This is a genomic window from Nocardiopsis moroccensis (assembly GCF_055763695.1).
Genome location: NZ_CP199747.1, coordinates 170,276 through 184,114, shown reverse-complemented (window position 1 = coordinate 184,114; position 13,839 = coordinate 170,276). Strand labels below are relative to the sequence as shown.

At 71.4% G+C, this 13,839-nt stretch carries 11 protein-coding genes; 9 read left to right on the top strand and 2 right to left on the bottom strand.

The window, feature by feature from the left end; genetic code table 11:
* Window positions 1–362: 362 nt before the first annotated feature.
* The 9 genes from ACUKCB_RS00755 (at window position 363) to ACUKCB_RS00715 (ending at window position 10,633) form a co-directional block, all read left to right on the top strand.
* Window positions 363–1,835, top strand: coding sequence for a catalase (locus ACUKCB_RS00755; RefSeq protein ID WP_473038514.1), 1,473 nt, complete (start codon window positions 363–365; stop codon window positions 1,833–1,835).
* Window positions 1,836–1,990: 155 nt separating this feature from the next.
* Window positions 1,991–2,383, top strand: coding sequence for a VOC family protein (locus tag ACUKCB_RS00750; RefSeq protein ID WP_473038513.1), 393 nt, complete (start codon window positions 1,991–1,993; stop codon window positions 2,381–2,383).
* Between the two features lie 339 nt (window positions 2,384–2,722).
* Window positions 2,723–5,308, top strand: a complete 2,586-nt coding sequence (locus ACUKCB_RS00745; protein WP_473038512.1) for a glycosyltransferase family 4 protein — start codon at window positions 2,723–2,725, stop codon at window positions 5,306–5,308.
* 142 nt (window positions 5,309–5,450) lie between these two features.
* Window positions 5,451–5,852: a hypothetical protein gene (locus ACUKCB_RS00740; RefSeq protein WP_473038511.1), complete on the top strand. Its 402-nt coding sequence runs from the start codon at window positions 5,451–5,453 to the stop codon at window positions 5,850–5,852.
* Between the two features lie 77 nt (window positions 5,853–5,929).
* Complete coding sequence (locus ACUKCB_RS00735) at window positions 5,930–6,628, top strand: DsbA family protein (RefSeq protein ID WP_473038510.1); 699 nt, start codon at window positions 5,930–5,932, stop codon at window positions 6,626–6,628.
* Entirely contained in the window at window positions 6,625–7,278 is a 654-nt protein-coding gene (locus tag ACUKCB_RS00730; protein ID WP_473038509.1) for a vitamin K epoxide reductase family protein, read from the top strand. The genes ACUKCB_RS00735 and ACUKCB_RS00730 overlap by 4 nt, the downstream gene beginning before the upstream one ends.
* A 223-nt stretch (window positions 7,279–7,501) precedes the next feature.
* Window positions 7,502–8,581, top strand: coding sequence for a VldE C-terminal domain-containing protein (locus ACUKCB_RS00725; protein WP_473038508.1), 1,080 nt, complete (start codon window positions 7,502–7,504; stop codon window positions 8,579–8,581).
* A gap of 334 nt (window positions 8,582–8,915) precedes the next feature.
* Complete coding sequence (locus ACUKCB_RS00720) at window positions 8,916–9,653, top strand: endonuclease domain-containing protein (protein WP_473038507.1); 738 nt, start codon at window positions 8,916–8,918, stop codon at window positions 9,651–9,653.
* Between the two features lie 158 nt (window positions 9,654–9,811).
* Window positions 9,812–10,633, top strand: coding sequence for a hypothetical protein (locus ACUKCB_RS00715; RefSeq protein WP_473038506.1), 822 nt, complete (start codon window positions 9,812–9,814; stop codon window positions 10,631–10,633).
* A 59-nt stretch (window positions 10,634–10,692) separates the two neighbouring features.
* Here the strand turns inward: ACUKCB_RS00715 and ACUKCB_RS00710 are convergent, their stop codons facing one another.
* Together ACUKCB_RS00710 and ACUKCB_RS00705 are read right to left on the bottom strand one after the other, a co-directional pair.
* Window positions 10,693–11,826, bottom strand: a complete 1,134-nt coding sequence (locus ACUKCB_RS00710) for a pectate lyase family protein (RefSeq protein WP_473038505.1) — start codon at window positions 11,824–11,826, stop codon at window positions 10,693–10,695.
* A 224-nt stretch (window positions 11,827–12,050) separates the two neighbouring features.
* Window positions 12,051–13,775 (bottom strand): ABC transporter family substrate-binding protein, encoded by a 1,725-nt coding sequence (locus ACUKCB_RS00705; RefSeq protein ID WP_473038504.1) that lies wholly within the window; start codon window positions 13,773–13,775, stop codon window positions 12,051–12,053.
* Window positions 13,776–13,839: the final 64 nt, after the last annotated feature.

The window sequence follows — 13,839 nt, the reverse complement described above, 5'->3', positions numbered from 1 at the left end:
GGGGACCTTCGGGGCTACGGACCACCAGCATGACCTCCTAGATTGGAGTTATTCCAGAAAAGTGTTTCAATGGGCGCATGCGCCAGCCGGGAACAGGGTCCTCCCCGGGAGGGCTTCGCCATGGGTGCTCCGTCCCCGGAGCGACCGGCCCGGGAGGATGAGGCCGTCTCCCCGGCCGACAGGCCACGGCCCGCCGCAGGCCGGGCGTCCGGCACGGGACCGCGCGGCGGCGGGTCCGGACCCACCGCGGGGCCCGAGCGCCCCCGAGGCCCGAAGCGCCCCCAGGGCCCGCCCACGGCAGGAGGCCCACGCACGACCGGCTCTGAGAGCGCAGCGCCACAGAGATCGAGGACGAGGTAGCAATGTCGCACGACAACACCGATCCGCTGACCACAGCCGCCGGCGCCCCCGTCGCGGACAACCAGAACAGCCTGACGGCCGGACCCCGCGGGCCCATGCTGCTGCAGGACCTGTGGTTCCTCGAGAAGCTCGCGCACTTCGACCGCGAGGTCATCCCCGAGCGCCGTATGCACGCCAAGGGTTCCGGCGCCTTCGGTACCTTCCGGGTCACCAAGGACATCACCCGGTACAGCAAGGCCGCTCTCTTCTCCGAGGTCGGCAAGGAGACCGAGGTCTTCCTCCGCTTCTCCACCGTCGCCGGTGAGCGAGGTGCCGCCGACGCCGAGCGCGACATCCGCGGCTTCGCCCTGCGCTTCTACACCGAGGAGGGCAACTGGGACGTGGTCGGCAACAACACCCCGGTCTTCTTCTTCCGCGACCCGCTGAAGTTCCCCGACCTCAACCGTGCCGTGAAGCGCGACCCGCGCACCAACATGCGCTCGGCGGAGAACAACTGGGACTTCTGGACCAACCTCCCCGAGGCCCTGCACCAGGTCACCATCGTCATGTCGGACCGCGGCATCCCCGCGAGCTACCGGCACATGCACGGCTTCGGCTCGCACACCTTCTCGTTCGTCAACGAGGCCGGTGAGCGGTTCTGGACCAAGTTCCACTTCCGCACCCAGCAGGGCATCAAGAACCTCACCGACCAGGAGGCCGCCGAGGTCATCGCCGGGGACCGCGAGTCCTCCCAGCGCGACCTCTACGAGGCCATCGAGCGCGGCGACTACCCGAAGTGGACGTTCTACGTCCAGATCATGCCCGAGGCGGACGCGGAGCACTACCGCTTCCACCCCTTCGACCTCACCAAGGTCTGGTCGAAGAAGGACTACCCGCTCATCGAGGTCGGCGAGTTCGAGCTCAACCGCAACCCGGAGAACTACCACGCGGACGTCGAGCAGGCCTCCTTCACCCCGGCCAACATCGTGCCGGGCATCGGCATCTCGCCCGACCGCATGCTCCAGGGCCGCCTGTTCTCCTACGGTGACGCCGCCCGCTACCGCCTAGGCGTCAACCACCACCAGATCCCGGTGAACCAGCCGCGCGGCGCCCGGATGGTCAACACCTACCACCGCGACGGTGCGATGCGGGTGGACGGCAACCAGGGCGGTGTCCCCGGTATCGAACCGAACTCCTACGGCCGCTGGAGCGAGCAGCCCCAGTACGCCGAGCCGGCGCTGGCCGTGGGCGCGACCGCCGACCGGTTCGACTACCGCGAGGACGACGACAACTACTTCGAGCAGCCCGGTGACCTGTTCCGCCTGATGAGCCCGGAGCAGCAGCAGGTCCTGTTCGAGAACACCGCCCGGGCGATCGACGGTGCCTCCGAGGCCACCATCGAGCGGCACATCGGGAACTGCACGAAGGCCGACCCGGCCTACGGCGAGGGTGTCCGCAAGGCCATCGAGTCCCACCAGGCGGGCAAGCTCGCCTAGGGTTTCGGCGCCTCCTGCGGGGGTGCCGGGGCAGCTCCGGGTCCGGGCCCCGTGCCCGACCCGGGGCAGCCTCCCCCGAGCCGTGACGCCTTCGCCGTCGAGGGCTGCGGTTAGCGTGGGGGCTTCGGTAGATCCGTGACCCAGGAGGTCCTGACATGACCAGTAGGTTCACCGAACTCGGGATCGACTGTGCCGATCCCGACCGGCTCGCCCGGTTCTGGTGCTCGGCCTTGGACTACGAGGTGCGGGAGCGGGACGAGGAGGACGGGGCCGTCACCATCGGTGCTCCGGCGGGGCCCGGGGCCGAGGCCCCATCGGGCCCGGTGCCGCCGACGTTGACGTTCGCGCGCGTACCCGAGGGCAAAACCGTCAAGAACAGGCTCCACATCGACCTCAGCCCGGCCGACAGGGAGCAGGACGAAGAGGTGCTCCGGCTGCTGGACCTGGGCGCTCGGCGCGCCGACGTCGGCCAGGGCGAGGAGAGCTGGGTCGTGCTCACCGACCCGGAGGGGAACGAGTTCTGCGTCCTCGCGGGCCGCCGCCCCTGATCAGGGACCGCGGGCCGCGTCCAGGACCACAGGCCGCGCCGGAGGCGGAACGCCGCACCGGGCCTGCCGGGCCCCCGGCCGTGGCCTGCGCCGCCCGGATGTGACCATTCTGGCTTTATCGCCCAATACAGGTGAACTCGCCGCAAAACACCAACAGGTGGCGGCAAACCTTTGGACACTCCCGAACAGATCCGGATCTTTAGCGCCATTCCACCCATAGCCTGATCGCTCAAACACCCACATCGCCCCCGGCCAGGGGCGCGGATCGGTGTGGGAGCAACGGGTTCGGCGCCGCGGCGCACAGCGTGCGCGTGACGGCGCCGAGAACACGGGGGCTCGATGAAGATCGCCTATCTGATCAACGACATGTACGGCATCGGTGGAACCGTGCGCACCGTCGCCAACCAGGCGGCGGCGCTGTCCGCACGGCACGAGGTGGAGATCGTCTCGGTGTTCCGACACCGCGCCGACCCCGTCCTCCCCGTCCCCGCCCAGGTCGGCCTGCGTCCGCTCGTCGACATCCGCCAGCAGGACGACCGGGCGACCGGGATCGGCGGACGACCGCTGTACGAGGGATCGGAGCGGGCCGGACTCCCGCCACTGCTCTTCCCTCCGGAGGACGGCCGCGGCAGCACGCACAGCCGCCTCACCGACGACCGTCTGGAGGAGTACCTCGCCACCACCGACGCCGACGTGGTCGTCGGCACCCGCCCAGGGCTCAACGTGGTGATCGCGCGGGCCGCACCCGACAGGATCGTCAAGGTCGGCCAGGAGCACCTCACCTACGAACAGCACTCCGAGGAACTCCGGCGGGTCATGGCCGCCGAGTACCCGAGCCTCGACGCCTTCGTCACCGTCACCGAGGCCGACGCGCGCACCTACGCGGAGCAGATGCCGATGCCGGGGGTGCGGGTGCTGTCCATCCCCAACTCGGTGCCCGCACCGCCCTTCACCGTCAACGGCCACAACACCCGCACGATCGTCTCCGCCGGCAGGCTCGCCCCCAGCAAACGGCACGACCTGCTGGTGCAGGCCTTCTCCATGGTCAGCGACGAGTTCCCGGACTGGACGCTGCGGATCTACGGCCGGGGAAGCCGACGCGGTCCGCTCGGCAGACTCGTGGGTTCGCTGGGACTGCAGGACCGGGTGTGGCTGATGGGCCCGCACCCCAGGGTCGAGGAGGTGTGGGCGCAAGGGGCGTTCGCGGCGGTGACCTCCAGCGAGGAACCGTTCGGGATGACCATCGTGGAGGCCATGCGGTCCGGGTTGCCGGTGGTGAGCACCGACTGTCCGCACGGCCCGGCGTCGATCATCCGGGACCGGGAGGACGGGCTGCTCGTCCCCAACCGGTCCGCACCGGGCATCGCCGAGGGGCTGGCCGAGCTGATGGGCGACGACCAGCTGCGGCGCCGGATGTCGTCGGCGGCGCTCACCGACTCCGAACGCTTCGACCCGGCCAACGTGGTGCTGTTGCACGAGGAGCTGTTCTCCGAGCTCGCGGGGGTCGGCCCGCCGTCCCCGGCAGCACTGACCGTGCCCGCGCCCCGGCCCGAACCGCCCGCGGCCTGCCGGGTGGAGGCCGGCCCGGACGGGACGTCGGTGCTGTCGTTCGGCCCGGCGGCGGAGTCCCCCGGGGCCGGGTCCGCACAGGTTCCCGAACGAGTGGTGCTGGCCAAACCCGGCAGGCGCGTCGAGCTGTTCCCGGACGCCGAGGGCCGCGTGGTGGTGGACGCGTCCCGGGGAGCGGAGGCCGCACCAGCGACGGACGCCGGGGCGCGTACGAGGGCCGGAGCGGGGGCCGCGACGGTGACGGGGCCCGGCCGGGCGTCCGGGAATGGCGCGAGGACCGGGAGGAGCACGGGCCTGGTCACCGGCGAGTGGCAGGTGTTCCGGGTGGACCGGGGTGTGGAGGCCCCGGTGCGGGACGTGGAGATCCACCAGCACGGATACCCGCTGTCGCCCGCCCGCACCAACGGGCTCTGTCTGGTCGTTCCCGCCCGCTCCGCGAAGGGACGCCTGGTCCTGCACGTGCGCCGTTCGGCGCACCACGCGGAGATCGAACACGTGGAGATCGCGGACGGGCTGATCACCGTTCAGGGCCGGGTGCTGGGGCAGCAGAGCCCCGACGCCCGGGCCCGCCTGGTGGTGCGGCTGCGCGCCTCTCCGCAGACCCGCCGTGAGTTCCCGTCGGCGGTCGCGGCCGGCGGCGAGTTCACCGCCGTCATCGATCCCGAGCAGGTGGTGCGCGGGCGGGACGGCGACTCCGAGAAGTGGGAGATGCGGGTGCTGCTGTCCGACGGCAGTGAGTGCACGGTGGGCAGGCACCTGTCCGGGGTCGTCGGGTACAAGCAGATCATCGAGTACGCGTCCCAGCAGGTGAGGCCCGCGCGGGGGGTGGGCACCAGGGTGCGCCCGTACTACACGGTCAACGACAGGCTGGGGCTGCTGACCTCCCCGACGGCCCCGAGCCTGCCGGTCGACCGGGTGCGGGTGCGCCCGGCGGGCCGCCACGGCGGCCGGCTGCACTTCGAGGTGTCCCTGGGTACACCGGTCCCCGAGGGGGTGTCCTTCGCGGTGGAGGTCGTGCGAGGCACCGGGGCGGGTCATCGGTATCCGCTGCAGGCCCTGCCCAACCGTGCCGGCCGCGAGGAGGGACGCCTGGTGGGGATGGTGCCACTGCTCGACCACATCGACTACCGGGGACTGTCCGTGCTGCGGACGTCCTGGCAGTTGAGGTTGAAGGCGGGACCCGCCGGGGCCATGGCGAAACTGGGCGCGAAAGCCGTCCCGGACAGCACGGCCCGCAGGTGGAGCCACGGCGCGTACGTGCGGTCCGCGACCGTCGCACCCCTAGGTTCGGGGGACCTGAAGGTGACCGTGGCCGACGTCCACGTGGTGGAGGCCCTGAACCGCCGGATCCACTGAGGGAGCCGGTGGCAGGACGCCGCCCGGCGGGCGGGGCGGGGGTGCGCTCCGCGCCCCGCCCGCCGCACGGGGCACCCCGGCCCGCCCGGCTCCGAGCGACCCCGGACCCCGCGCCCGGGAACACACCGCTACAGTTCCCCTCATGAACGGGCACACCACCACACACCGGCTGCGCGCCCTCGCGGCGCCGTTGGTCGCGCTGGTCGTGCTCTGCTTCCTCTGCGCCCTCTGCCATCCCGGCACCGTCCTCCCGGAGGCCGGGAAGGCGGGGGCCGCCTCGGTTCAGGGGGCGGAACCGGCGGCTCCGGGCCAGAACGCGGACTCCCCCGACCCCGTCGGGGACCAGGGGTCCGAACACACCTGCCCGGTGCCGGACGAACAGGGACTCCTCACCGCCCACCCCGTGCTCGCGCCGGGCTCCACGCCGGTTCTGTGCGCCCCCGCCGCCCCGAGGGCCGGCCCCTCGGTGCCGAGTCCGGACCAGGCCCCCGCCGCCCCGTACGGCTGCGGGCTGCTCACCCTCCTCTGCGTCCAGCGGGTCTAGAAGCACCGGTGCGCCCCACCGCCGTGGGGTCCGCCACCGTGCCCGAACCCGAAAACACCGGACCGCTGGGATCACCCGTGAGCAAGAACCTGATCATCACCCTCTGTCTCCTCCTCGTCGCCGCCCTCGGAATCGGCCTGCTCGCCTACCTCGACCGGAACGGGGAGAGCACCGCCGCGCAGGACACGGCCGGACCGTCCTCCCCCGCCCCCTCCTCCGAGGAACAGCCCACCGCCCCCGCCGGGGTGCTCGTCCGGGAGGACAGCCGCCACCTCGACCGGGTGGACGGCGCCCGGGTCACCGTGGTGGAGTTCCTCGACTTCGAATGCGAGGCCTGCCGCGCCCAGTTCCCCGTCATGGAACGGGTCCGCGAGGACTACGACGGCCGGATCAACATGGTCATCCGCTACTTCCCGCTCCCCGGACACCTCAACTCCGGGCCCGCCGCGGCGGCCGTCGAGGCCGCCGCCCAACAGGACGCCCTCGAGGACATGTACGCGCGGATGTACCGGACGCAGGGCGAGTGGGGCGAGTCCCGCCAGGACCAGAGCGAGGTGTTCGTGGGCTTCGCCGAGGACCTGGGCCTGGACACGGACGAGTTCGTCGAGACGATGGAGTCCGACCGGACCCGGGAGCGGGTCCAGGCCGACTTCGACGACGGACTCGCGCTGGGCGTGCAGGGCACCCCGACCATCTACGTGAACGGCCGTCTCGCGCCGAGCATGCCGAGCTACGAGGTCCTGTCCGCGATGATCGACGCGGAGCTGGAGCGATGAGCGCCCGCACGGCCCAGCGCGCTCCGGGCCCGAACCCCGGCTCGGATGTGCCCGTCATCAGCCGGGCGCTGCCGTGGGTGTTGGTGGTGGGCGGGCTGGTCGGGCTGCTCTCGGCCACCGCGCTGCTGGTGGAGAAGATCCGCTCCCTGGCCGATCCGGACCACGTGCCCGCGTGCAGCTTCAACCCGGTGCTGTCCTGCGGGACGGTGATGTCGACCCCGCAGGCCGAGGCGTTCGGGATCCCGAACCCGGTCCTCGGGGTGGCCTGCTTCGCCGTGGTGACCACCGTGGGGGCGACGCTGCTCGCCGGCACCGGCCCGGAGCCCGGGTTCCGGCGGTGGTTCTGGCTGGGCCTCCAGGCGGGCTGTGTGTTCGGGGTGGTGTTCGTGCACTGGCTGATCTTCCAGAGCCTGTACCGGATCGGGGCGCTGTGCCCGTACTGCGTGGTGGTGTGGGCGGTGACGATCCCGCTCTTCTGGTACGTCACGCTGCACAACGTCCGGAGCGGGCACCTGCCGACCCCGGCCCTCCTGCGCCGCCCCGTGGGCGTGCTGGCCCGCAACCACACGGTGGTTCTCACGGCGTGGGGGCTGGTGATCGCGGCAGCGGTGGCCCAGGCCTTCTGGAGCTACTGGACGAGCCTGGTGTGACCGACGAGCTTTCCCGGTGCTTCCGGCTCCACCTGGGAGAACGGTGACGGGTTGTCCACAGAGGGCGAGCCCGCCTCTGTACCTGGGGACCGGGGCAGGTTAAGCTGCGCCGGACAGGACTCCGCGCGGCAAGGGGTCGTTCGCACACGGACCCGCCGCGCACGGCTCCCCGCCAACCAGACTGTTCCCCCCGTCCCCCGGGGGGTCGACCCCCCGGACAAGCATGCGACGGACCTCCCCTCATTCGGTACGCGGAAGCCAACTCCAGGGACGCCGCGACGACGGCCAGGCGAACATCCTGCTCCTGTTCGGGATGACCCTGGCCCTGCTCGCGCTCACCGTCCTGTTCGTGCGCGTGGGCGGCGCCAACGACATGCGTTCGCGGGCGCAGACGGCCGCCGACGCCGCCGCGCTGGCCGCGGTGGGCGCCCTCCGGGACCACGCCGCGGCCCAGCTCGCGGACGGTGTCTACCCGATGCCCCGGTTCGACGAGGAGGTCGCGAAGAGCCGCGCCGAGAGGTACGCGCGCAACAACGGGGCCGTGCTCACCGACATCCGGGCCAGCGACAACGTCATGGGGCGTTCCGGCAACATCGTGCGGGTGGAGATCCGCGGCGCACTCTGCCAGAAGGAGTTGACCGAGGACGCTTCGCGGGACTGGAACGACGTGGTGTGCGACGGCGAGGAGGACGATTCCTCCTCCTTCAGCGGCACCGCCTCGGCGATCGCGATCATCGAACTCTCCTCGGAGTGCGGCCGTGACACGGACGGGCTCTCGTGCGACGACCGGGCCGTGGGCGACGCGGGGCAGGCCTCGGGCATGTTCGACGTGCACCTCGTCGACCAGGAGGGGCAGTACCGGTTCGACCCGAACGCCGTGTTCGGCGGCGGGGCGATCGTGGACTGCGGCTCCCTGGGCGGCCTGAAGCCGCCCATGTGCGCCACGCACAAGGTCCTCAACCAGGAGTTCCCCGGCTTCTACCTCAGCGCGGGCGGTTACCGGGACGAGCAAGACAGCGATCACGGCCACGGCGAGGCCGTGGACTACATGATGGCCGATCTGGGTGCGACCCCGACCCCGGCCATGCACGCGACCGCCATCGAGGTGATCGACTTCCTGATCCAGAACCACCAGGAGCTGAAGGTCAAGGGGATCATCTACGACTACCACATCTGGAACCCGCTCAAGGACAGGACGGGGCCGTGGATGCAGGTCCGGCGGCTGGCCGGCGACAGAGGCAGCCCGACCCAGAACCACGTGGACCACATCCACCTGTCGGTCGGGGAGCCGCCCTTCCGGTGACCGGCGCGGCCGCCGGGGGCGGTGGGGCCGCGCCGCCACCGCCCCCTGCGGTCGAGGTGCCCGGGGCCGACCGGGCCCGTCCGGGTTTTCCACAGGTTCTGACGGGGTCTTGTCCGAGGTGTCCCGGAAACCGAACCTGGAGGTATGAAGCCAGAGCACGCGCCCCCTCCCGGCTGTCCCCCGCTCTTCCCGCGGCCCCGCCCCGCCCCCGCAGCCGTGCCCGTCCGCCCGCCGCCCGACCACGACCTCCTCCTGCGCACGCTCCGCCCCGTCCTGGCCCACCTGTCCGCGGAGGCCGTCGCCTTCGGACGCACCGCCGCCTACGGGTGGGGGGGTGGACCTGTACCCACGGGGCACCGCCATCACCCGCAACCGGCTGCACGTGACCGTACCCCCCGGGGTCACGGGTGCCGGCGGAGCCGGGGGCGCCGCGCACCGCGAACGCGTCCCGGCGTCCTCGCGCGCCCTGGTGCGGGGGGTACGGGTGACGTCTCCGGCCCGGACCGCGCTGGACGTGGCGGCAGGCGCCTCCTCCCTGTACACGGCCACCGCCACGCTGGACCGCTTCCTCTCGCTGCGGCTCACCACCGGCCCGGAACTGCACGACGCCCTGCGAATCCACCCCCGGCGCGCACAGAGGCGGCTGGAACGGGCCCTACGACTGTCCGACCCGCGCAGCCAGTCCCCAGCGGAGAGTTGGGCCCGGGTCCTGTTGCACCAGGCGGGCCTGCCACCGGTCCGGCCGCAGTGCCCGGTGCACACCGCCCAGGGCCTGTTCCACGCGGACCTGGGTTGGCCCCCGTACCGGGTCGCGGTGGAGTACGACAGCGCCGAGCACCACTCCGCCCGCCACGAGATGGCCCGTGACCGGCTGCGGTACGCCGCCATGGCGGAGGCGGGATGGCTGGTGGTCCCCATCGGGGTGTACGACCTGTGTGCACATCCCGACAGGTTCCTACGCCGGGTGCCGGCCGCCCTGGCGGACCGCGGTTGGTCGGCACCGCCCGAGCGGACGGCGGACATCCGGCGTGCCGTCCGCCGCTTCGAGCGCAGGCCGCCACGACTGGGGTGAGGGGATGCCGCAGCCGCCGCAACGGGTGTATGACCCGGTTCGTCACTGTCAGCGGAGATTATGTTCGCTCGGTATCCGAACGGAGCGGTGAGTCACCGCGTCGTACTCCGCGTAGGCGGTACCCCCCGAACCCGAACCGCAGAATCGAGGCGCTGTCAGTGTCGACGTCGATGCCGTCCACCGGGCAGGAGCCGGACGACGAGGGTCCCGGCCGGCCCAACTGGCTGCTGAGTCTGCTCGTGGCCCTGGCCTGCCTGGCCGTGGTCGTCAGCGGATGGAGCGTGGCCCGGCTGACGCTGGGCGGTGCCGGACCCGCGGTGGAGGAGGACGACCCGCCCAGGGTGTCGCGGACGTCGGCCGCGGAGATCGACCCCCGGGACGCGGAGGCGTTCCTGGAGTTGGCGGCACGGGAACTGCGTGAGGCACCCTCCTTCCAGATCAGCTACACGCAGAGCACGGACGGGGAGGAGACCGGGCGCGGTTGGGCCCGCCACGAACCCGACGCCGACGCCGCGTTCGAACACTTCTTCAGAACGGCCTCGGGGGTCCGGGTCCACCGGTACGACCTGCCCGGCACCGGGTTGATGATGACCGCGGAGCAGGGCCTTTCCGGGATGACGGTGCTGGATCCGCCCTCGGAAGCGGACCTGCGCCTGTGTTCGGTGGAGTTCGCGCTGGCCACCCTGGACGAGTTGGCGGACTCCGCCGAGGACCTGAAGCTGGTGGGGACGGAGGAGCTCACCCTGCCGTCGGGTACGGAGGGGGTCGTGGCCGGCACACACACCGCCCACCGGTACACGGGGACGTTCCCGGCCCCGGTGGGCGGCTACGAACCGGAGACCGGACGCAACACCCTGACCCGGGTCACCGGGGCCGAGTTCGACCTGTGGGTGGACGAGGACGGGCATCCGCGAAGACTCAGCTTCACCTCACCGGAGGGGATCGGCGGGACCTACGACTACCACGACCTGTCCGACTGAGCCGGTGGGGTGCGGGCCGCCCCTCCGGCCGGCGTCGCCCTCGGCCCGGCACCGTTCCCTCAGTCCGCACCGGCCTCGTTCATGACCAGGTCGGGGACGCTGACGGTGTCGTCGAGCTCGTAGGCGTAGGGCGGGTCGGGCACGCTGCCGCGCAGCTCGGGCTGTTCGGAGTCGACCAGCAGGTTGGCCCGGGTCACCACGTTGCCCGGATCGTCCGGTTCGGTGGACACCGAGACCGGGGTGCCCTCGAAGTAGTTGCCTTCGACCAGCACGTTGGATCCGTGGGCGGACTGGACGCCGTACTCGGGGTTGGCCCGGAAGTAGTTGTTGAACACGTGGACGTGTTCGGCGTTGCGGGCGCGCGGGTGCCGACCGGAGGTGCCGTCGAAGAAGTTGTGGTGCACGGTGACCCGGAGCGCCCCGGGGGCGTCGTCGTCGGCACCGATACCGACCGCGGACTCGGCGTCGCTGAAGTGGTTCCAGGAGAGGGTGACGTGGTCGGCCCCGTCGGTCACCGAAATCAGCGCGCCGTCCCGGCCTCCGGAGAAGGTGGAGCCGTCCACCCACACGTGGTGGGCACCGCCGCGGACCGCGACCACGGTGCCGTCGGAGGTCATGTCCAGATTGGCGAGGATGACGTTGCTGGAACCGTCCACGGACAGTCCGCCACCGGTGAGTTCGGCACCCTCGCCGACCCCGATGAGCGTCTTGTCCGAGGCGATCGGGACGGTGCCGTCGAGGTCGATCTCGCCCTCGACCTCCACCACCAGGGGCTCTTGAGCCGCCAGGTGTTCGGCGAGCTGGTCGGCGTCGGTGGCGGTCACCGTCTCACCCCCGGCTCCTCCGCTCACGCCGGGGTGGAGGGCGGGTTCGGCGTCCGTGCCGCCGGTGTCACCTTCGGTTTCCTCCGCTTCCTCACCTTCCTCCGTGTCCGTTTCCTTCTCCGCCTCCGCGGAGAGTTCGGGGTCCGTCACCGCCATGGGCTGGCCCGCCCAGCCGACCGGGGCTGCGAAGGGCCACTCCCCCTCCGGTCGCGGGGGCGAACCGGCCTCGCCGGTCTCCTCCGGGGGCGGGGCGGCGGCGCCGGCCGCTGCCTCGACGGCTTCCGCGTCCTCCTCCGGACCGGAGCAGGAGGACAGGGCGGCGCACAACAGGACAGCCAGGCACGCGGCGGCGAGAGGGTGGGGTTGCATCTGGAACTTTCCAACGAACGGGGCGGGGGGCGGTGTCGGACTCCACCGATTCTGTCAGGCGGGGAAGGAACACCTGCACCCCAGTCGCGCGTTCGGGGCCGGGAAGCGGGCACGGCGGAGGGCGCCGACCCCCTCGGAAGGGGGCCGACGCCCTCGTTGTCGGAAACGCTCACCGGACCGGGTCAGGGGTGCCGGCGGCTCCGGTCGCACTCACCCGGGGGTGACTACTCCTTGACCCAACCGATGTCCTCGTAGACGTAGTCGGAGGCCACGCCGTACTCACCCCAGTTGCGCAGGTTCTCGTCCATGACCCAGAGGCCGGGACGCTCGAACATGGGGATGGTCAGGACCTCGTCCCAGACCAGGCCGTCGATCTCGTTGGCCAGCTCGGCGTAGCGGTCCGGGTCGGTCTCGGCCTGGAGCTCGCCGAACTTGTCGTTGATCTCAGGCGTGGAGTGGAAGCTGAGGTTGTTGCCCCACTCGGCGTCCTCGCCCTCACCGCTGACCGGGCCACCGTAGTTGCCCTTGCTGTCACCGGCGTAGGGGTTGGAGCCGACGTAGACGAACGTGGCCAGCTGGTAGTTGCCGGGGATGACGTACTCGGAGAACAGGGCGTTGCCGGGCACCTGCTGGACGTCGACCTCGACGCCGATCTCGGCGAGCATCTCGCGGCCGATGTCGGCCTCGTTCTGGGCCAGGGTGAAGTCGTCGGAGGCCACCCAGGTCAGCGTCAGGGTGTCGCCGTCCTCGTTGGTGCGGAACTCCTCGCCCTCGGCCAGGGTCCACCCGGCCTCGTCGAGGAGCTCGGCGGCGCGCTCGGGGTCGTGCCCGCCGAGCTCACCGCTGTTGTCCTCGAAGCCGTGCTGCGTGGAGCGCAGCAGGCGGTTGACCTGGCCGGTGATCGGCCAGTCGATCGGGCCGAGCGCGGCCTCGGCCAGGGTGTCGGTGTTGAGCCCCAGGGCCAGGGCCTCACGGACGCGCACGTCCTCCAGCTGCGGGCTGCCGGCGTTCACCGAGACGAAGCGGTGACCGTGGTTGACGGCGCGGGTGAAGTAGGCACCGTTGCCCTCGCGCTCCTTGAGCAGCTCGTACCCGGCGGCGTCGTAACCGAGGTAGAACCCGTCGATCTCGTCGTTGTCGAACGCGGTCGGCTGGCCGTCGATGGCCATCGCGTCGAAGATGATCCGGTCGAGCTTGGCGGGCTCGCCCCACCAGTCGTCGTCGCGGTTGACGATGATGCGCTGGGTGGTGTCGTCGAACTCCACGTCGCCGAACGGGCCGGCGGTGACCGGGTAGGCCTTGTGGTAGCCCTCCTCGAACTTCTCCTCGTCCTCCATGTACTCCGCCGGGTACAGCGGGGAGAACAGGGAGGGCCACTCGGCGTAGGGCTCGGAGTAGACCAGGGTGAAGGAGTACTCGTCGTCGCCCTCGACGAACTCGTCGACCAGCTCGTAGCCGGTGGTGCCGCCGATCTCGAACTCGCCGTCGCGCTGGCCCGACCAGGTGAGGTACTGGGCCTCGTAGTCGGCCGAGGTGATCGGCTCGCCGTCGGACCACTCGGCGTCCGGGTTCAGTTCGTAGGCGACCTCCAGGCCGTCGTCGCTGACCTGGGCGTCCAGGACGTAGTCGGTGATCACCTCGGGCAGGCCCTCGGCGTCCCAACGGAACGGACGCGGCATGACGGCACCGGCCACACGGCGCACGTTGGCCATGTTGCCCTGGGTGTGCGCCATGTTGTGCTGCTCGTCGTAGTTGGTGAGGGCCCAGACGAAGTCTCCGCCGTCCTCGAGGTCCTCACGGGGAGCGGGGTTGAGGTCCTGGGCGGGCAGCGCCGCCAGCTCCTCCTGGGCCTGCTCGGGGTCGTTCTCCTCGGCGCCACCGCTGCACGCGGTGGCGACCATCACCAGGGCGGCGACGGGGGCGAGGTAGCGCACCTTCCCGATTCGCATGGGGATCTTCCTCTCAGGGGTGAGATGGCCAGCGCGCGGGGTGGCTCTGGCCGTGCCGTGTCGG